The sequence below is a fragment of the Hymenobacter aerophilus DSM 13606 genome (assembly GCF_000382225.1).
Classification (GTDB): Bacteria; Bacteroidota; Bacteroidia; order Cytophagales; family Hymenobacteraceae; genus Hymenobacter; species Hymenobacter aerophilus.
The window spans coordinates 144,211-163,785 of record NZ_KB907801.1; the positions used below are offsets into that span (position 1 = coordinate 144,211).

Annotated in this window: 13 protein-coding genes; 8 read left to right on the top strand and 5 right to left on the bottom strand. The window is 62.4% G+C overall.

Annotated elements, in window-relative coordinates; translation table 11 throughout:
* The first annotated feature begins 84 nt into the window (after nt 1–84).
* From H145_RS0102165 to H145_RS0102185, 5 genes are all read left to right on the top strand, one after another.
* A complete protein-coding gene (locus H145_RS0102165; RefSeq protein ID WP_026351201.1) occupies nt 85–3,549 on the top strand; it encodes a hypothetical protein in 3,465 nt (1,154 codons plus the stop codon).
* Between the two features lie 192 nt (nt 3,550–3,741).
* A complete protein-coding gene (locus tag H145_RS0102170) occupies nt 3,742–4,131 on the top strand; it encodes an endonuclease domain-containing protein (protein WP_019946495.1) in 390 nt (129 codons plus the stop codon).
* 184 nt (nt 4,132–4,315) lie between these two features.
* A complete protein-coding gene (locus tag H145_RS0102175) occupies nt 4,316–5,824 on the top strand; it encodes a hypothetical protein (RefSeq protein ID WP_026351202.1) in 1,509 nt (502 codons plus the stop codon).
* Nucleotides 5,825–6,007: 183 nt separating this feature from the next.
* Nucleotides 6,008–7,468, top strand: coding sequence for a hypothetical protein (locus tag H145_RS0102180; protein ID WP_019946496.1), 1,461 nt, complete (start codon nt 6,008–6,010; stop codon nt 7,466–7,468).
* A 144-nt stretch (nt 7,469–7,612) separates the two neighbouring features.
* Nucleotides 7,613–8,290, top strand: coding sequence for a hypothetical protein (locus tag H145_RS0102185; RefSeq protein WP_019946497.1), 678 nt, complete (start codon nt 7,613–7,615; stop codon nt 8,288–8,290).
* Between the two features lie 92 nt (nt 8,291–8,382).
* Here H145_RS0102185 and H145_RS0102190 read toward each other — a convergent pair whose 3' ends face one another.
* A complete protein-coding gene (locus H145_RS0102190; RefSeq protein ID WP_019946498.1) occupies nt 8,383–9,528 on the bottom strand; it encodes a PepSY-associated TM helix domain-containing protein in 1,146 nt (381 codons plus the stop codon).
* Nucleotides 9,529–9,737: 209 nt separating this feature from the next.
* Entirely contained in the window at nt 9,738–12,194 is a 2,457-nt protein-coding gene (locus H145_RS0102195; RefSeq protein ID WP_019946499.1) for a TonB-dependent receptor, read from the bottom strand.
* Nucleotides 12,195–12,416: 222 nt separating this feature from the next.
* Here H145_RS0102195 and H145_RS0102200 point away from each other — a divergent pair, with 222 nt between their 5' ends.
* The 3 genes from H145_RS0102200 (at nt 12,417) to H145_RS19565 (ending at nt 15,771) form a co-directional block, all read left to right on the top strand.
* Nucleotides 12,417–14,609: a prolyl oligopeptidase family serine peptidase gene (locus H145_RS0102200; protein ID WP_019946500.1), complete on the top strand. Its 2,193-nt coding sequence runs from the start codon at nt 12,417–12,419 to the stop codon at nt 14,607–14,609.
* Nucleotides 14,610–14,828: 219 nt separating this feature from the next.
* Entirely contained in the window at nt 14,829–15,050 is a 222-nt protein-coding gene (locus tag H145_RS0102205) for a hypothetical protein (RefSeq protein ID WP_019946501.1), read from the top strand.
* A 214-nt stretch (nt 15,051–15,264) separates the two neighbouring features.
* Nucleotides 15,265–15,771: a GNAT family N-acetyltransferase gene (locus tag H145_RS19565; protein WP_019946502.1), complete on the top strand. Its 507-nt coding sequence runs from the start codon at nt 15,265–15,267 to the stop codon at nt 15,769–15,771.
* 128 nt (nt 15,772–15,899) lie between these two features.
* On the opposite strand, the gene H145_RS0102215 is transcribed toward H145_RS19565, so the two are convergent.
* From H145_RS0102215 to H145_RS0102225, 3 genes are all read right to left on the bottom strand, one after another.
* On the bottom strand, nt 15,900–16,199 hold the full coding sequence (locus tag H145_RS0102215; protein WP_026351204.1) for a DUF4286 family protein: 300 nt from the start codon (nt 16,197–16,199) through the stop codon (nt 15,900–15,902).
* 157 nt (nt 16,200–16,356) lie between these two features.
* Nucleotides 16,357–16,806, bottom strand: coding sequence for a DUF6526 family protein (locus H145_RS0102220; RefSeq protein WP_019946504.1), 450 nt, complete (start codon nt 16,804–16,806; stop codon nt 16,357–16,359).
* Nucleotides 16,807–16,906: 100 nt separating this feature from the next.
* On the bottom strand, nt 16,907–19,357 hold the full coding sequence (locus tag H145_RS0102225; protein ID WP_019946505.1) for a TonB-dependent receptor: 2,451 nt from the start codon (nt 19,355–19,357) through the stop codon (nt 16,907–16,909).
* Nucleotides 19,358–19,575 lie beyond the last annotated feature (218 nt).

Consider the following 19,575-nt stretch of genomic DNA (forward strand, 5'->3'; position numbering starts at 1 on the left):
TAGTCTCTAGCTAAAAAACTCCCTATAAGCTCTCGTCTGGCTCCCCTCCTCACAGGGGAGGAGGCCGGGGGGTGGGGTCCCGATATGCCCAAAGTCCTTCGCTTACACAACAACGGTTCCCAGCAGGTGCAGGGCTGGCAGAAAACCGCCCCCGTTACCAGCACCGAAATCAACACCGTAACCGACCCGGCGGGCGGCAAGTCGCGCAATCTGGCGGTGAGCATCCCGACGCCGTTTGCGCGTATGCACCTGTTTGAGACGGCCTTCGACTTTCTGGCCCGGGAGGGCAAGAACAACCCTGGCTCGGTGTACCACGAGCTGACGACCCACTTCTGGGACCTGCTGGAGCTGCTCTACAACTACCACCTCTACACCCAGGCCGGCCGCAAAATCACGTTGCGCCGCTGGAATGCGGAGGCCGAAATCCAGCGGATGCGGCAGAGTGAGCGTACGCGCCTGTTGGGCGAAACGCTGCAACTGTACATGCAGGACGAGCGGTTCCAGGGCTTCACCGACATGTATCTGGTGTACTACGAGTCGCCGGAGCTGACGGGCGGTCCGCGCCTGCTGGGCGGTACCTCGCCGCTGACGCTGCTATTCACTGGTCCCGGCGTGGGCGCCCTCGACCTGGAGCGGCCCCAGGCGCGCGGCCACTACTTCGACCACCAGACGGTGCTGCTCGACGACCGCGACCCGCAGTTCCGGGAGTTCGTGTACGAGCTGTTCCTGGCCTACCCGGCCTTGCAGCGCCGCGAGTTTGCCGGCAGCGTGTACGCCGGCCTCGACCGCACGAAAATCAACCAGCTCCAGATGCAGGGCGACCGGACGGCCCAGCAGTTCGCGGCCCGCTACCCGGCCCTGGCCGATGCCCAGGGCAACCTGGTGAGCGTGAAGGGCGTGCCCCTGCCCGGCCGCGCCGACCAGTCGGCCGTCACCAGCTCCGACCTGTTTATTCAGCCCACCCGCGAGGCCGGCTCCGGCCGCCCGCGCCCGCTGGTGCTGCGCCCCAACCTGACCATGCCGGGGGCCAACTACCTGAACGGCCAGCCCTGGGACGACCGCACGCCCGTGCCCTACCACGACGAGCTGGCGCTGGAAAACCGGGTGCTGCCCGGCAAGGGCTTCAAGTACCCCTACCTCACGGTGGGCGACCTGCTCGAAGACTCGCTGGTGGAGCTGCCTTACGAGCTGAACACCCAGCGCTTCCACACCGGCAAAGTCACGTTCCAGTACGGCGCCGACGGGCAGGGGCGGGCGCGGTTTCCGTACCTGCTGCCCCTGAAACAGGCGTTTTTCGAGTACTTCACCGAAGCCGAGCTGGCCGAGCTGCTCACCTTCACCATCGACCTCAGCCACGTGCGCGTGCAGCTGCGGGTGCCGGTGCAGGGCGGGCGCTTCATCACCTTCGAGCGGAGCTACTATACCAACCCCCAGAACCCCAAGGACGCCCAGGGCCGCGAAATTCTGGAGAAAGGCCGCATTGTGAAGGCCAACGTGGGCGTGGGCGTGTTCCCATTCTACAAAGTGCGCTACCAGCCTGAGTTCAACGACCTGTACAAGGTGATGCTGGTGGATGCCGACAACGCGCCCACCATGCTCAGCCGCCGCTACGACCTTACGTTCTTCGTGAATGGCGAGCGGATTACCGAGCAGGGCGCTGCCCGCCGCGCCACCCGCTACGAGCGCACCCAGAAAAGTGTAGCCACCGCCGGCAGCACCTATTACGAAATCACCGGCATCCACTTCGACCTGGCCGAACTGACCTGCCCGCCTGCCACGCTGGGCGCCGAGCCGGCCCGGGGCCTGTTCGTGCCCCGCTGGCGCGAGCTGGACCGTGGCACCCGCCGCTTCACGTTCGCCATCGACTTCGGCACCACCAACACCCACGTGGCCTACGCCGATTCGCCCTCGGCCCACCCGCGCCCGCTCACCATCGGCGAGGCCGACGTGCAGGTGGAGTGGCTGAGCGCCCCGCTGGCTGATGCCGGCCAGTCGGCCGCCCAGCGCTACCGGTTTGGGGCCGGGCAGTTGAACTCCGACGTGGCCACGCTGCAAAACCGCGAGTTCGTGCCCAGCTTCATTGGCGAGGGCGGCTCGGTGTACGAGTTCCCGATTCGGACCGCCGTGTGCGAAACCACCTCGTTTGCCAACGAGCCGGCCAAAGTGCTCAGCAACATCAACATCGGCTTCAGCATCAACACCGAAACTACCGCCGAGCTGCCCCAGAACCGCTTCATCACCAACCTGAAATGGAGCGCCGAGCTCGACCCCCAGGGCGTGTCGCGCATCGAGGCGTTCTTCAAGGAAATCCTGCTGCTGCTGCGCCACAAGGCGGCCTTGCACGGCGGCATTCTGGAAGACACCCGAGTGGTATGGTTCGCGCCGCTGAGCTTCGACGGCTTTTTGCGCAACCAGTTTCAGCAGGTGTGGGACGAGGCGTTCCAGCAGGTGTTTAAGGCCCGGCGCCCTACCATCTGCCTCACCGAATCGGTGGCGCCCTACTACTACCTCACCGCCACCAACCAGGTGGTGCCCAACCGCGACGAGAACGTGGTGAACATCGACATTGGCGGTGGCACCACCGACTTGCTGCTCTTCGCCGACCAGAAACCGGCCTACAGCACCTCGTTCCGCTTTGCCGGCGACGACCTGTGGGGCGACGGTTACGCCCGCGTGCAGGGGGCGCCCAAGCAAAACGGCCTGCTCCGCCTCGGCGTCAGCCACGTGGAAAGTCTGCCCGACTCGGAGCAGAACCAGGAGTACAAGGGCTACCTGCAGGCGGCGCTCAAAAACAACGATTTCGGCTCGGCCGACGTCACTAGCCTGCTCTTCAAGTACGACGATGCACTGCGCTTCACCCAGGCCCTGGGGCTGGGCCGCGGCCGGCAGCTGCGGGTGCTGTTCTACCTGCACTACACGGCCATCATCTACCACACGGCCCAGCTTACCAAGCATTTCGGGCTGAAAACGCCGCGCTACCTTTGCTTCTCGGGCAAGGGCAGCCTGTACCTGCGCCTGCTGGCCGGCGGCAGCTCGCTGGTGGCCATCGAGAAGATTACGAAAGCCATTTTCCAGGCCGTAACCGGCACCGAGCCGCCCCACAACTTCCGCGTTATCCTGGCCGATAATCCCAAGGAAGCCACCACCAACGGCGGCGTGCTTTTCGAGGAGAAAACCACCACCGACTACGACAACATCCAGGCAGTGAAGCTCAGCGGCACCGTGGAAGGCGGCGAGCTGAACCAGCAGCGCCTCAAGCTGAACCAGGTGGATGCCGCCCTCAAAGACGAGGTGCTGGTCAACGTGCGCAACTACCTCACCCTAGTGCTCGAAGGCGACGAAGTGGCGCCCTACCTGCGCGAAGTAGGCGTAGACGTGGACCGGCAGCGCGTAAAGGACATCCTGCTTCGCGAAATCGAGGACAGCCTGAGCCTGGGCCTGCACCAGTTCCAGCGCCAGCTCTCCGCCGACGAAACCCTGCCCGAAACCCTGTTCTTCCTGCCGCTGAAGCAGGCCTTATATAACCTGAGCCGGGAGTTGCAGGCGTAAAAAAAGATGGATGCTAGAATTAGAAGATAGAAAGCTAGCTCCCCTCCTTGGAAAGGAGGGGCTGGGGGTGGTTGACTAGCCAGAACGACCCGCTTGGCTTCAAGTTACCGTTCAATGAGTTTCAACCACCCCCAGCCCCTCCTTTCCAAGGAGGGGAGCTAGCTTTCTAGGTGTAATTTTAGTCTAACTGGCATGGCTGAACACGAGGAGCGCAAACACAACCTTGCTCATAAGAAGGACCAACGCCGGGAACTGCGCAACAACCTCACCCCGGCAGAAGCTTCGTTGTGGACGTATTTGCAGCGTAGCCAGCTGAACGGACGCAAATTTCGGCGGCAGCATAGCATTGGGCCTTATATCGTGGACTTCTATTGTCCGGCCGAAAAGTTGGTGGTAGAATTGGACGGAGCCGGGCATTACGATGTGGTAGGTAATGCCCGGGACGTAGAGCGCACGCGGTACCTGGAAGCTCAGGGTTTGCGGGTAGTGCGGTTTGAGAACAAGGATTTCTGGAGCCACCCGGAAAGCATATTGACTGCTATTAAAGCTGCTTTTTTCAACGAAAATGAATCTAAAAACTAGTAGTTAGAAAGCTAGTTCCCCTCCTTGAAGAGGGGCTAGGGGTGGTTGAAACTCATTGAACGACCCGTTGATTTCTAGCTCTAACAACCGTTCGAACATCGTCAACCACCCCTAGCCCCTCCTTTCCAAGGAGGGGAACTAGCTTTTAGCTTTAGCTTAGCCGAACTTCCAATCCCCCACGCCCATGACCCTTTCCCGCCGCGCTGCTTCCCTGCTCACCGGCCTGCTGCTACTGGCGGCCGGCGCCACTTCAGCCCAGACTGCTCCCGGCCAGCCCACGCTCGACGAGCAGAAGGTGCAAATCTGGTGCGCTGCCGCCCGCTACGTATACGACGACAACGGGCGGCCCAACCTCAAGGACAAGCTCAACTGCGGCAGCTCGCTTAAGGCGTTCGAGAACAGCATCAAGGCCGATAGCCAGAAGGTGTACAGCCTGCTTTACCAGCCCCTGGAAGGCCGCGGCACCATGTACGCGGGCCTCGCCAGCAACGACAAGCGGTTGCAGAAACTGACCTCGGAAATCGTGAACAGGCTGAAGTCGTCGGCGGCGCGGCGGGCCAATCCGGCCCGGATGGAGCGGCTGGCTACGCTTGAAACGGCCCTGAATAGCTACGTGAACAGCGGCACGCCCATCGGCGACCTGGGCGGCACCGAGCCGGCTGCCAACGCGGCCGATACCACCGCCGACCTCGACGAGGCCACAGCTTCCGCATCTGCCGATGCCGGTCCGGCCGACGCGGGCCTGGCCAGCCGGCCGGCTGCTGCCAGCGGGGTGGGGGAAAGCCTGATGGACAAGCTATTTGCACCGCTGGCGCTGATTCTGGCCCTGTTGAGTTTGGTGCTGTTCTGGCTGCAAAGCCGCAAAATGGCCGAACTAGCCAACCGCGTAGGCCGGCACCGCACCGATATCGATGCCGTGAAATCGGTAGCTGCCCCCGGCACCGTGGCCGGCCAGCTTACCCTGGCCCAGCGCCGGGAAGTGGAAAAGATAGTGGCCCAGCGCGTAGCCGAGGAACTGGAGCAACGTCCGGCCCAACCCGCCGCTAAGGCTACTTCTCGGCCTGCGCCGACCCCATCGCCTACCCCAGCTGTTCCGGTTGCTCCGGCTACCGTAGCTCCGCCCGTTGTGTCGGCCCCGGCACCTGAGCCCGCGGCTGCGCCCGAAGTGCGGGTGGCGGAGGCCCCGGTCAGTCTTTCGGAGGTGCCGGCCCCGCCGGCTGCTATTCCGGCGGGCGCGCCCACGGCCGCCCCGCGCGACGAGTTCGAGAGTCTGGTGCCGCCCGTGCAGTTGCCGCCATCCGGGCCTGCCACAGTGGAGGTTGGGCCGACCGATGCGCCGGCACTGGCTGAACCGGTTGAGCCAGCCGCCCGGGCCCAGTTCACGAAGTACGTGAAGGTGCCGGTGAACGGGGCGTTCAGCGAGTACGACCTCTCCGACGAGCCCCAGCACGACAGCATCTACGAGCTGCATTTCGACCCGCAGTGGCCCGAACTGGCTACGTTCAACGTCACGCCCAACCCCGCCACGCACGCCTACGCCATCCAGAGCGCCCAGTACTCGTTGCGTGAGGCCTGCCGCTACCAGCAGCCCACCGGGCCGGTTACCCGCATCGTAACAGAGGAGGAAGGCGTGCTGCGCAAAGTGGCCGGCAACTGGCAGATTGGGCAGAAGGCGGCTATCCGGTTCGAGTAAAAGGGAAGTTAGAAAACTAGAACCTAGCTCCCCTCCTTGGAAAGGAGGGGCTGGGGGTGGTTGATGACGCTTGAACAAGGGTTAGAAGCTAGTTTTTAGTTATCGTTCTACCATCAATCAACCACCCCTAACCCCTCCTTTCCAAGGAGGGGAACTAGCTTTTAGCCGTAGCTTCGTAGTTCTATGCTTGAAATTGCCCTTGAAGTTCTGGTGGTGGTGGTCGTGGTGGGCCTGCAGATTCGCACGTTCCTGCAAACCCGCGCCAAAACCCGCCAGCTTGGCCAGCTATATCCGCCCCGCGAAACGTTGCGGGTGGAGCAGCGCCTCGTACTGCCCGACGGCCGCGACCTGCCTGAATACGCCGCCGACGCCCCCGCCGACGCCTACCCGGCCACCATCCTCAAGGCCGACAACCCCTCGGCCGAGTTTCAGGAAATCCTGCTCGACACCAACGACTACCTGCGCCACAACAAGGGCGCGGCGGCCGATTTTGGGATTCTGAAAGATATTTCGGAGCGCCGCAGCCAGGTGCTCGACAACGAGGTGCAGGCCAACGTTTCGACGCCTTTGTATTTGGGTCTGCTGGGCACGTTTCTGGGCGTGATTCTGGGCCTCGTGGGCATTGCCCGCAACGGCGTGTCGGACGACAACGCACTGACGCCCTTCCTGACCGGGGTGCTGATTGCCATGACCGGCTCGTTTGTGGGGCTGCTGCTCACGCTGCTCGGCAACGGGCTGCTGCGGGAGGCCCGCCGCCAGCTCGACGGCCGCCAGAACCAATACTACACCGTGCTGCAGGTGCGGCTGCTGCCCATTCTGCACTCCGATATGGCCGGCAGCTTGAGCAACCTCAAATCGGTGCTCGATGCCTTCAACCAGCAGTTCGTGGGCCAGGTCGAGCTGTTCAATCCGCTCATGGACAAGGTGACGGCCAACATCAAGGTGCAGAGCGACTTCCTGCAGCGCCTCGACACGATTGGCTACGACAAGATGGCCGCCGCCAATATTGCCGTCTTCGAGAAGGTGCGCGAATCGGCCGAGCTATTCGCAGCCTTTACCGGCTACCAGCAGCAGCTCAACCAGATGCTCGAAAACGGCTATCAGTCGGCCCAGAGCGTGAACGGGATTCTGGACCGGCTGCGGGGCTTCGAGAAAGGCATCAACGACCTGGGCCACTACGTGGGCAGCAACAACAACTCGGTGCAGCTCATGCTCGACTTCTTCCAGAAGCACCAGGTGGAGCTGCGCAACCTGCGCGACCGGGCCGAGCAGCACATCGACCAGGCGGGCATCAGCCTGGCCGACATCCTCACCCAGCGCCAGAACCAGAACGAGCGGCAGGCCCAGCTGGCCTACGAAAAGTGGCAGCAGTACTACGAGCAGCTCAACGCCGACAACATCTTCGAAAAGCTCCTAAAGCAGTTGGAGCCCCTGCAAAACCTCAACGCTCAGCAAACCGACCTCAGCCGCGACGTAACCGCTACCCAGCGCGAGCTGCTGCGCAAAGTGGAGCTGGACTCCCAGATTCAGGCCAAGCTGCTCAGTGAGCTTTCAAACCTGAACACGGTGTTGGTGAAAGCTACCTCCAAGAACCGTTTCCAGCGGTTCATGGACAAACTATTTGGGGGCGTGAAGCCGGTGTAACCTCACCCCCGACCCCTCTCCTCAAGAGAGGGGTGCGTTCTGGTGTTACCCAGTGAAAATGTATTTCGATTATCAATCAACCCCAAAAACCGTCAGGCTCCCCCTCTCCCGGAGGGGAGGGGGCCGGGGGGTGGGGTGCTCCGTATGAACAACCCTACTTCCAACAACCGCCAAAACAACGACTTCTTCTGGCCCAGCTACGTGGACCTGATGACGTCGCTGTTCGTGGTGATGCTGGTGCTGTTCGTGTACAGCTTCAAGCTGTTCAAGGACCGGGAGGGGGAGCTGAAGCAGGCCAACGGCGAACTGAAAGCCAAGGCTGAGGAGCTGGAGCAGATAACCAAAATCCGCCGTTCATTGGAGCGGCTGGAGGGCAAGTACTTCAAGTACGACCCCGCCAACGAGCGGCACGAGCTGCTGGTGCCGGTGCAGTTCAAAGCCGGCCGCGACGAAATCCAGGACGCTTACAAGCCCGCCCTGTTGCAGGCCGGTCGCACCTTGCGCACGGTGCTCAAAAGCATCAAAACCGACCAGCCCGTGCGCTACCTCGTGATTGTGGAGGGCATGGCCGCCCGCTACCCGGCCGGCGACCCGCGCAACGCCCGCGAGGAGCAAACCACCTACCAGCTCAGCTACCGCCGGGCCCTCAACCTGCTCAACTTCTGGAAGCAAAACGGCCTCGATTTCGGCCAGGACCGCAACATCGAGCTCATCATCGGGGGCAGCGGCTTCTTCGGTACCGGCCGCTACCAGGGCCGCCGCGAAGGCGACAACAAGCGCTTTCTGATTCAGGTGATTCCGAAGGTGGGCCGGATGCAGTAGGGGGTAGGCGGCTACAGACAAGCTAGAATTAAAAGCTAGCAAACTAGCTCTAATCCGCAACCTAAGTTTTTCCTGCTGACTAGCCCAGGGTTTCAGCTCTGGGAGACGAGAGTTGGCGGCAACTGCTTCTTTTTCTTCTTATTGCGGCGACCCCACCACACGAGGGTGCCCGTAATGGGCAGGCTGGTGGATAGCAGGCTGGCCAAAAAGGCTACGATTTTACCGCCCAGGCCCAGCAGTTGGCCCGTGTGCAGGTCGTAGTTCATGTCGGAAAACCGGGTGCCGTTGCTTTTGCCGCTGTGCGGCGTGGTGTGCAGCAGCTGGCCCGAGGCGGGGTGGAAAAAGTATTCGTCGCGCTCGTAGTAGTGCAGGGCCCGTTGGTAGGCCCAGCACTGCAGGGGCGCTTTGCCGGTCCCGACCGGGGCAATAATCATCATGTTGGCGCCGGGCGTGCGGCGGCGGATGGTGCGGTAGGCAACGTCGGCCAGGGGCTGCGCGGCGGTGGGCACAGCCCGCAGCGTGTCGATTTTGGGCGTGAGCTGCTCGGGAGAAGGCGGCCACTTGCCGTCGATGGCAAACACCGTGACGTTGAGCATCCAGGGGTACATCATGAACAGGCCCGACAGCGCCAGCACCAGTGCAATACCGGCCACGTAGAAGCCCAGCACGTTGTGCAAATCATAGTTGATGCGCCGCCAGCGCGCGCCCCATTTGATGGTGAAGCGCTGCTTGCGCTCCTGCCGGCGCTTGGGCCACCACAGCACAATGCCGGTGCCCAGCATCACCACAAAAATGCTGATAGAAACGCCCACCACCCATTTGGCCACCGCCTCGGGCAGCAGCAGGTGCATGTGGATTTCCTGGACGATGGTGAAGAAATGGGTGCGCAAATCCTGCTCGTGCAGTACCTGGCCGGTGTAGGGGTTCAGGTACACCTGAATAGGCGCGCCGGCCTTGTCGGTGAAGAATACGGTGGCCGAGCGCTCGGGTCCGAAGGAAGTAAACCAGGTATCCTGGGCGGCAATGCCGGGGTGCGTGGCCAGGGCGGCGGCCTGCAGGCGCGAGGGCAGCAGGGGCGCCGTGGCCTGCACCTCCACCTTTCGCCAGGGCTCCGTCAGGTCCCGGATTTCATCCTGAAACACGAAAATGGCCCCCGTCAGGCTCACCACGAATACCACCAGCCCCGAGGCCAGCCCCAGCCACAGATGCAGCTTGCCAACGGCTTTCTTGAACGTCATACTTCGGGCGGTTTAGGGGCCTCCGCCGGGTCGGGCGGCGGCGGCGGTAGGGCAGCGGTAGGATGGGTTTCGAGCCAGCACAGCAGGTGGCGCAGCCGGCACAGCTCGTGTCCCGGCGTTAGTTTACACAGTTGGCAGCCGGCACAGTTCCAAACCGGGCCGTCGGCGGCAGTGGGTTCAGCAGGTTTGCGCGGGGCCGGCATAGCGGGTTAAAATTTATAGGCGATGCTGCCCACAATGCTGCGCAGCTTCTGCGGGTTCATGGTGGTGTAGCCCACCCAGTAGTGCTTATCGGTCAGGTTATCCACCTTGGCCGAGAGGCGGTACTTGGGCTGGTCGTAGAACAGGCTGGCGTTGAGCACGGTGTAGCTGGGCAGCGTAAACACGTTGAGGCTGGTGTTCTGGATGCGGTTGTCGCTGGCATAGTTGCCGCCGAAGCCCGCGCCCAGGCCCTGCAGCGGGCCCGCGGGCTGGCGGTAGCTCACCCAGGCGTTGGCCAGGTAGGGCGAGGAAGCGGTGTTGGGCCGGCGACCGTTTTCAATTTCGCTGGCATTTTTCCACTCTGAGAAGTTGTACGCAAAGCCGGCCACCACATTCAGGCCCGCCACCGGGTTGGCCGTCAGGTTCAGCTCGGCGCCCCGGCTGAGCTGCGTACCGTTCTGGGTTTGGGCGTTCGGAATCCCGTCGTTGGCGCCCGGCGCGCTGGCGGCCACGGGCGTGGCGCGCAGCAGGTCCTGCACCTGAATATCGTAGTAGCTCACCGTGGCGCTTACCCGGCCGTCGGCCGCATCCAGCTTCACGCCGCCTTCCCACTGGTTGGCTCGCTCAACTTTGGCGGTCTGGAGCTGGCCGCTGGTGTTGAGGTAGCTGCCATCGGTGGGGTTGCGGAAGCTGTTCTGGTAGTTGGCAAACAGCGCCACCCGGTCCTTCACCGGCTGATACACCAAACCGAACTTGGGCGACAACGAAGTCTGCGAGTACGCCGCGTTGGGCCCGTACGAAATGCCGCCTTTGTTGTCGAAGTGGTCGAGGCGCAGGGCGGCCAGCACACTCAGCTTATCGGTCAGGTTCAGCACATCCGACACGAAGGCGCTGTAGGTGTTCGACTTGGTGGTGACCAGGTAGTGCGGCGGCGGGGTGGCGGTATAGAGCGCCGCGAGGCTGGTGCCGTTGAAGGTGCGGTAGTCGTAGCCCGGCACGCCCACGACGGGCACCACATCGAAGCCGCCGCCCAGGTAGTTCACGTCCGCATCCACGCGCAGGAAATCCAGGCCCAGCACCACGCGGTTGCGCAGGTTGCCCAGGTTGAAGTCGCCGTTGAACAGCTGCTGCACCTCCCAAATCTGCCGCTGGCTGTTCTGGGTCGATTGGTCGGCGCGCGCCAGCGTTACCGCGTTGGTAAGCGTATCGGCCGGGTTGAGGTAGAAGTAGGGGCCCGCGCCGTTGGAGAAGCTGTGGCTGCTCGTCAGGAAGGTGGTGGCGGTGAAGTTGGGCGAAATCCGGTACTGCACCTGCCCGAACAGGTTGGTGCTGCGCGAATCCTGCACCAGGCCCGGCCCCAGGTACGACTGCCGGTAATCCAGCGGCGACTCATCGGCCCGGTCGAAGCCCAGCGCCGACGAAGGGAAGTAGAAGAAAATGAGCTGCTTGCCCACACCCGAGCTCTTGTAGATTTCGGCGTCCACGTTCACCGTCAGCCGCTCGTTGGGCCGGAACTGCAGGCTCGGCGCCACGGCCAGGCTCTTGTTGAAACCCGTGTAGCCGACGTTCTGGAAGTTGTCTTCGTAGGTGTAGGCTGTGTTCAGGCGGAAGGCCAGCGTGTTGGGCTGGCCGGCGGGCGTGTTGGCGTCCACCAGGTTCACATCGGCACTCACGCGGTGGAAGCCGTAGGAGCCAGCCGCCACGTTCAGTTCGCCCCCGAAGGCATCCGTCGGCTTTTTGGTGATGCGGTTCAGCAGCCCGCCATAGGAAGTCAGCGACGAGCCGAACAGCGTGGCCGAGGGGCCCTTAATGACTTCGAGCTTCTCCAGATTTACCGCATCAATGTCGCTGGTGACGTTGCCGGCCACGCCGTTGCGCAGCTGGCTCGACACCACAAAGCCCCGCGAGGCATAGAACGCGCCGCCGTCGCCGCCGCGGCCGGTGGCGTCCCACATTTTCTGCAGGCCCGGCACGTTGCGCGTGGCATCATCGACCGTGAATACCAACTGCTCAGTCAGCAGCTCCTTGCCCACGGTGGCGTACACCTGCGGATTTTCCAGGTTGCTCAGCGGCATCTTGCCCACGTACTCCGACGTTTTGCGGGCGAACTTGTTGGTGCGGTTGCCGCTGATAACGACCTCCCGCAGCTGCTCGGCGTTTTCGGCCAGCGAAAAATCTACTGTAATCGTCTGGCCGCCGCTTACTGCCACCAGCCGCTCGGTGGTTTTCAGCCCCACGGCCGACACCACCACCGTGTACTGCCCATCGGCCACGCGCTCAATGGCGTACTCGCCCCGGCCGTTGGTAATGGCCCCCTGGTTGCGGCCTTTCAGCCCCACCGTTACCGACTCGGCCGGCCGGCCATCGGACGTAGTAACGCGGCCCCGGATAGTGGCCGTTTGCTGGGCCTGCACCGCCAGAGCGCTAGCCAAAAGCGTGGAAGTCAGGCCCAGAGAGCGAAGCATCGACATGTAGAAACGTAGTGGAGAATATTTAGACTTATTCCGAAGAGGGGCAAAGGAACAACCGAAAATCTATTTAGAAAAGTTCTTGATAAAAATAACGACTCTATACTACCCTGCTTTGGCGCCACCGTGCGGGTGGCAGACCGGGTAAATAATTGGGGCCGAAAGGGCATCTGCCGAACTTGTGGGTTATCTTCGGCCACTCACCCATCCTGCTTTTCTATGCGCAACCTTACTGTTCCGCTGCTGGCGCTGGCGGGGCTGGCCGCCTGCCGGTCGTCACAGCCCACCATGCCCACGGCCACTACGCCCGCCGCTAAAACTGCCGCCTCTTCCGCCACTAAATTCGTGCTTACCTACCCCGAAACCCGCAAATCCGACCAGAAGGACGATTACTTCGGTACCCCGGTAGCCGACCCCTACCGCTGGCTGGAAGACCCCGATGCGCCCGAAACCAAAAGCTGGGTAACGGCCGAAAACAAGGTGACCTTTGGCTACCTGGAGCAGATTCCGTTCCGCGACAAAATCCGCGAGCGACTGACGACTCTTTGGAACTACGAGAAGTTCGGTATTCCGCACCAGGAAGGCAACCAGCTGTATTTCAGCAAGAACGATGGCCTGCAGAACCAGGCCGTGCTGTACGTGCAGCAGGGCGACGGTGCCGAGGGCCAGCCCGACGTGCTGCTCGACCCCAACAAGTTCTCGGCCGACGGCACCACGGCCCTGGCCGGCACCTACTACTCCAACGACCAGCGCTATATGGCCTACGCCACCAGCGGCGGCGGCTCCGACTGGCAGACGATGAAGGTGCTCGACCTGAAAACCCGCCAGCCCACCACCGACCAGCTCGACTGGGTGAAGGTGTCGGGCGCGGCCTGGTACAAGAACGGTTTCTTTTATAGCCGCTACGATGCGCCCAAGGCCGGCGAAAACAAGCTGGCCGGCAAAAACGAGTACCACAAGGTGTACTACCATCAGCTGGGCAAGCCCCAGAGCACCGACCGGCTGGTGTACGAGGACCCCAAAAGCCCGCTGGGCTTCCGCACCGTGGGCACCACCGACGACGAGCGGTTCCTGGTGCTTTACCTCACCGATGGCAAAGCCGACGGCAACCGCCTCTCGGTGCGCGACCTGACCGACCGGCGCCAGGAGGGCACTTTCACGTCGCTCATCACCAGCTACGAGCACAACAACTCGGTGGTCGGCAACGTGGGCGATAAGCTGCTGGTGCTCACCAACAACGGCGCGCCCAACTACCGCGTCGTGCTCATCGACCCCAAAAAGCCCCAGGAGAAAAACTGGAAAACCGTGCTGCCCGAAACCCAGCAGAAGCTGGAGGGTGTCGACCATGTGGGCGGTTACCTGGTGGCCTCGTACCTGAAGGACGCCAGCAGCCTGATTAAGGTGTACACCGAAAAAGGCGAGTTCAAGCACGATGTGGCGTTGCCGGCCATTGGCACGGCCAGCGGCTTCGGCGGCAAGCGCGACGCCAAGCAGGTGTACTACGCTTTCACCTCGTTCACCTACCCGACCACCATCTATAAGTACGACCTAGCTTCCAACACCAGCACCGTATTCCGGGCCCCGAAGGTGGATGTGAACCCCCAGGATTACGTGACGACCCAGGTGTTCTACGCCAGCAAAGACGGCACCAAGGTGCCCATGTTCATCACCCACAAGAAAGGCGTGAAGCTCGACGGTAAGAACCCGACTTACCTGTACGCCTACGGCGGCTTCAACATTTCGCTTACGCCGAGCTTCTCGGTGGCCCGCATGCTGTGGCTGGAAAACGGCGGCGTGCTGGCCATCCCCAACCTGCGGGGCGGCGGCGAATACGGCGAGGCCTGGCACCAGGCCGGCATGACGCCCCGAAAGCAAAACGTGTTCGACGACTTCATTGCCGCCGCCGAGTACCTGAAGGTGCAGGGCTACACCAGCGCCGACCGCCTCGCCATTGCCGGCGGCTCGAACGGCGGCCTGCTGGTGGGCGCCACCATGACCCAGCGCCCGGATTTGTGCAAAGTGGCCTTTCCGGCCGTGGGCGTGATGGATATGCTGCGCTACCAGAAGTTCACCATCGGCTGGAACTGGGCCCCCGAGTACGGCACCTCCGACAACTACGAGCAGTTCCAGAACCTTTACAAGTTCTCGCCGCTGCACAACCTGAAGCCGGCCGCCTACCCCGCCACCATGATTACCACCGCCGACCACGACGACCGCGTGGTGCCGGCCCACTCGTTTAAATACGCCGCCGCCCTGCAGGCCGCCAACACCGGCCCCAACCCCCAGCTCATCCGCGTAGATGTAAATGCGGGCCACGGCGCCGGCAAAAGCACCAAGCTCCAGATTCAGGAGTGGGCCGACGTCTGGTCGTTCGCCTTCTACAACATGGGCGTTCAGCCGTTTGGTAAATAAGGAGTGTATTGCCAGGAATTATGTCATTCTGAGCAGAGCGAAGAATCTCGCGTGCCAAAGTAACTCTAGCTATAAAGGCGTTACCATTGCAAGCAAGATTCTTCGCTCTGCTCAGAATGACATAGTTCCTGGCAACTATCAACTGACAACTGACAACTCATTTGCCGTATCTTTGCGGCTGCAAACCGCGTAATTGCCTTAGCTTTTTTGCTTTCTGATATGAAAAAAATGTCCTTGCTCGGCCTGCTGGCCGGTTCGCTGCTGCTCTCCGCTACCTCCTGTAGCAACCCCGAACATGAGCGGGAAGTAGATACGGCGGTTGAGCCCCTGACCTACCCGGCCCCGGCCGATACCACCGGCGGCAAAGAAGACCCCAACAACCGCGAAATCAACGCCGTTAACGCCACCGAGTCCATCAAGAAGATGCAGCCGGTGATGTAACTGCGGTCCGCCCACCAAAACCAGAAGAGCAACGCCCCGACCGGGGCGTTGCTCTTCTTGCGTTCGGGACACTGCAAAAGAATTCCGCGGAAAGTCAGCCACAACGCGCCCAACAGACCATAAGGCTCGTATTTTTACTCACCACTCACCACTCACCACTCACCACTCACCACTCACCACTCACCACTCACCACTCACCACTCACCACACCGCCATGTTCATTCGCCGGGGCCGGGAGGCCGATTTGCCGCAGGTGCTGGCCCTGATTCAGGAGCTGGCCGAATACGAAAAGGCACCGCAGGAAGTCACGAACACGCTGGCCGATATGCAGCGCGACGGTTTCGGTCCCGAGCCCATATTCGGCTTCTTCGTGGCCCTGGAGGTGCCCGAAGGCCCGATTGTGGGCCTGGCGCTGTACTACACCGCCTACTCGACCTGGAAGGGCCGGATGCTGTTTCTGGAAGACTTAGTGGTAACCGAAGCCATGCGCGGCACCGGCCTGGGCCGGCGGCTTTTTGAAGCCGTGGTGGCCGAAGCGCGCCATACCGGGGCCCACCGCCTCAAGTGGCAAGTGCTGGACTGGAACGAGCCGGCCATCGGCTTCTACAAGAAACTCGGCGCCAACCTCGACCCCGAATGGTACAACGGCAACCTCACCGCCGCGCAAATCCAGGATTTTCCCTGTGACCCCGCCGTAGAAGCCGTCGTGCGCGAGGAGTAGAGTAAAAAACCCCTGTCATCCTGAACGCAGTGAAGGACCTATACAGAAGCTAACATCAACCGTTAGTCTCTGTACAGGTCCTTCACTTTGTTCAGGATGACAGGGAGTTAGCTCCAGCTCAACTCGCCCTACATCACTTCCAGCATGGTGCGGAAAGAGGCGTAGCGGCCGCCGAAGTGCTTGTCCATGTCGGCGCGCAGGGTGGGGGCGGCCAGCTCCTGGTAGGTTTCGAGCTGCTCCAGGCTCACGGCGTAGTACTGGGCCGCGTAGGTGATGCCGCCTTCTTCCTCGTCGAGCATTCGGCAGAGCTGGCTTTTGAGGAAAAATCCGGTGGCCATCACCTCCGGCATGTGCGTGTCCTGCATGTACGCCAGCCACTGCTCGGCAATTTCCGGGTCGAGGCTGGTGGTTACGTTGTATAGAATCATGGATGGGTAGTTGAGCATTCAGGACTTTGGGACAAAGGACAAAGATACGGTCATCCTGAGCTTGCGAAGGACCTATCCAGGCATGCTAATCTTCCATGGCAGCTTCTGAATAGGTCCTTCGCAAGCTCAGGATGACAGATGGCTACCCTTGCCTCCATCACACCCGCATATCGTCAAAATGGAAGTCCCGGATACGGGCCTGAATGTCTTTCGACGACAGATTTTCGCGGATGGCGGCCTGGGTGAGGTCGGCCAGCTCGGCGTCGCCGGCAAAGCGCAGGGCCAGAATCTGGCTGAGCTTGAGCTGCTCTTCCAAGGGGCGCAGGCTCTGGCCGGTTACCTCAAAATAGCGCTGGCGCACCTCCAGCCGCAGCAGCCGGTCCTGGAGCGTGAGGGCGTAGTGCTGGCGCAGCATCAGCAGCACGCCGAAGCCGACGACGGCCAGCGCGGCCACCGTAAACCAGAGGCGCGAAATTTCGGAGTCGTCGCCGGCCACATCGAGGTAACGCCGCACGCCGTAGATGGCCAGAATGAGGGCCGCCGGCAGCAACACAAAGTGGTGCCAGGGGTAGAACATGAGCGTATTTTTGGTCGGTTTAGCGGCCATAGGAGGTGGTCTAAGTGAAGAAGAGTGAACTGCTGATACGCAAAAACTCCGGCCCGCGGCCGGAGTTTAAGTCGTTGGCTGAGGCCGGGGCCCTACAGCGCTACTTGAACGAAAGCGGCACAATGAGTTTCGCACTCAGGTTGCGCCCCATATTGAACACGCCCTGCCGGCCGGTGGCGTAGTTTACGTCGGTGTACTTGAGGCGGCTCAGGTGGTTCTGGTAGGCCACGTCGAACACGTTGTTCAAGGTCAGGTAAAGCGAGAACAGCGTGCGGTCCTTGGCCGATACCACGTCGGAGCCCAGCCCCAGATTCACCAGCGTGTAGCCCGGCGTGCGGGTTTCGGTGTCGAAGGCCGAGTAGATGCGGTTCTGGGCGAAGTTGTGCTCCAGCGCCGTGCGGGCATACAGGTTGCGCAGCCGCGAGCCGCCCACCTTCGCAAAGTTCACCCGCAGCTCCGACTGAAACCGGTCGGCCGGAATGAAGGGCAGGTGGCGCTGGCCCGCGGGCTGGCCCAGCTGCACGGCCCGCACCATCGAAAACGAGTTTTCGAAGTGCAGCCAGTCGAGCGGGTGGGGGTGCAAATCGAGGCTGATTTCGCCGCCCGCCAGCCGCGCATCTCCCTGCCCGTAGCGGAACACCCGGTCGCCCTCCACCGAGAGCGAGTCGCCGCCGCCGGCCGCGCCCAGCACGCTCGGGAAGATGTAGTTGCTGATGCGGTTGCGGAACGCATCAACCGACAAATCGACGTGCTCGGAGGTAAACGCCAGACCTCCATCGAGCTGGAAACTGGTTTCCGCTTTCAGATTCGGCTCGCCGATTTCGTAGCGCACGGTGCCTTCGTGCTTGCCGTTCGAGCCCAGCTCGGCAATGTTGGGCGCCCGGAAACCGCGGGCCGCGTTGGCCTTGAGCACCAGGTTTTCGCCCAGCGAGTAAGCCCCGCCCACGCTGCCGCTCACGTTGCGGAAGGTGCTCGTGAAGCCCCCGAATTTCGCCTCGCCCTGGCCCGCCGGTACCGGCTGCTCGTCCTCGCCAAGGTACAGCGCATCGGCCTTGATGCGGCGCAAATCGTAGCGGAGGCCCCCGCTTACATCGAGCCGGCCGAAGCTCTTTTTAGTCACCCCGAACACGCCGCCATCGAGCAGCCGGTAGGCCGGAATCAGGAATTCCATGCCTTTGTTCTGGTTTTCCTGCTGCATGCCGCTCACCCCAAACGTGGTGTTCCAGCCGTTCATTTCGGGCAGAAACCAGCGCAGGGCGTAATCCACGGTGCGCAGCTGGAAAAACAGCGACGTTTCGGCCTGGTCGAGGGCGTTGCCGAACTCGCGGCGCAGGTTCTGCTGCCAGCCCAGGTTGGCCGTGAGCCGGTGCCGCCCCAGAATAAAGCTGTTGTCGAGGCCCAGGCGCAGGTGGTTGACCTGCTGGCGCGGCACGGCCAGGCCGTAGCCGCGCAAATCGGCATCAGAAACCAGCACGTCGGCCAGCTCGTCGCCAGCAGCGGTGGGTACTTCCTTCAGAAACCGGCCCGTCAGCGAGTCGCGGGCGCCTTCAATCAGGCCCAGCTGCTGGTTGAAGGAGTTGAAGGTGAGGTGCGAGTAGCCCCAGCTTTTGTTCAGGCCTACGTAGCCGCTGCCATCAAGCTCCCGGAAACCCGAGTTGTATACCCGGCCGTCGTAGCGGTTGCGGTAGTTGCCGGCCAGCTTGCCCGAGCCGCGCAGTTGCCAGTTCAGGCCGTTCAGGTTGCCCGCGTTCCAGAGCGAGTAGCCCTGTTGGTGGTTGTTGGTCTGGTAGGTGGCGGCCGCCGCGCCCAGCACCCGGCCCTCGGCCACCGGCTCGGGCGGCAGAAAGTTGATGACGCCCGCCAGGCCATCCGAGCCATACAGCAGCGAGCCGGGCCCCTTGATAATCTCGGCCCTATCGATGCTGAATTCGTCGATTTCGATGCCGTGCTCGTCGCCCCACTGCTGGCCTTCCTGCTTGGCGCCGTTGTTGAGGGTGATGACGCGGTTGGCCCCCAGTCCCCGGATAACGGGCTTGCTGATGGCCGCGCCGGTCGTCAGCTGGTTGAGGCCGGGCACGTGGGCCAGCGCATCCACGGCGTTGGTGGCCGAAGTCTGCTGCAGCCGGGCCTGGTCGACTACGGTGGTGGGCACGGGCGAACGGCGCATTTCGGTGCTGGCCGACACGCCCGTTACCACCACCTGCCCGATTTCGGTGGCCGTGGGCTCCAGCGTCACATCGAGCACCGCGCCGGCACCCGTGTCCACGGTGCGGGCCACCGTCGAGTAGCCCACAAAGCGTACCTGCATCAGAAAGCGCCCCCGCGGCAGGTCGGCAAAGCTGAACCGTCCGTTTCCATCGGTGGCGGTGGCCTGCCTGAGGTCGGGGAAATAAACGGTGGCGCCGGGCAGCGCCTCGCCGGTGGCGGCATCGGTGATGCGCCCGGTTACGGGGGCCTCGGCGGTAGTGCGGGCAGTGGCCGGCGCGGGGCTTTGTGCCACAGCGAAGCCCGAACCGAGCACTAGGCTGGTCGTGATAAAGAAGCGAACCATAAAATGAAGAAAGGGGAGGCCCGGCCGCCATACGGCAACGTCTCTGCAGCGCGACCTAGTAATGGTCAAGCGCCAACAGAAGCAGCGTCCGCCGCAAAGGGCCAGTCGCCTCAAAGAAGTAGAAAAGGACAGAGCCTCGCGCAGACGTAATGCTACGGGAAAGGCCCCAACGCACACCCGCCGGGCGGCGCCAGTCTCAGAAATGAAATTTTCGGCCC

Coding starts and splice junctions, on each gene's coding strand:
- H145_RS0102165 (WP_026351201.1), top strand. CDS start 85: ATGCCCAAAGTCCTTCGCTTACACAACAACGGTTCCCAGCAGGTGCAG.
- H145_RS0102170 (WP_019946495.1), top strand. CDS start 3,742: ATGGCTGAACACGAGGAGCGCAAACACAACCTTGCTCATAAGAAGGAC.
- H145_RS0102175 (WP_026351202.1), top strand. CDS start 4,316: ATGACCCTTTCCCGCCGCGCTGCTTCCCTGCTCACCGGCCTGCTGCTA.
- H145_RS0102180 (WP_019946496.1), top strand. CDS start 6,008: ATGCTTGAAATTGCCCTTGAAGTTCTGGTGGTGGTGGTCGTGGTGGGC.
- H145_RS0102185 (WP_019946497.1), top strand. CDS start 7,613: ATGAACAACCCTACTTCCAACAACCGCCAAAACAACGACTTCTTCTGG.
- H145_RS0102190 (WP_019946498.1), bottom strand. CDS start 9,528: ATGACGTTCAAGAAAGCCGTTGGCAAGCTGCATCTGTGGCTGGGGCTG.
- H145_RS0102195 (WP_019946499.1), bottom strand. CDS start 12,194: ATGCTTCGCTCTCTGGGCCTGACTTCCACGCTTTTGGCTAGCGCTCTG.
- H145_RS0102200 (WP_019946500.1), top strand. CDS start 12,417: ATGCGCAACCTTACTGTTCCGCTGCTGGCGCTGGCGGGGCTGGCCGCC.
- H145_RS0102205 (WP_019946501.1), top strand. CDS start 14,829: ATGAAAAAAATGTCCTTGCTCGGCCTGCTGGCCGGTTCGCTGCTGCTC.
- H145_RS19565 (WP_019946502.1), top strand. CDS start 15,265: ATGTTCATTCGCCGGGGCCGGGAGGCCGATTTGCCGCAGGTGCTGGCC.
- H145_RS0102215 (WP_026351204.1), bottom strand. CDS start 16,199: ATGATTCTATACAACGTAACCACCAGCCTCGACCCGGAAATTGCCGAG.
- H145_RS0102220 (WP_019946504.1), bottom strand. CDS start 16,806: ATGGCCGCTAAACCGACCAAAAATACGCTCATGTTCTACCCCTGGCAC.
- H145_RS0102225 (WP_019946505.1), bottom strand. CDS start 19,357: ATGGTTCGCTTCTTTATCACGACCAGCCTAGTGCTCGGTTCGGGCTTC.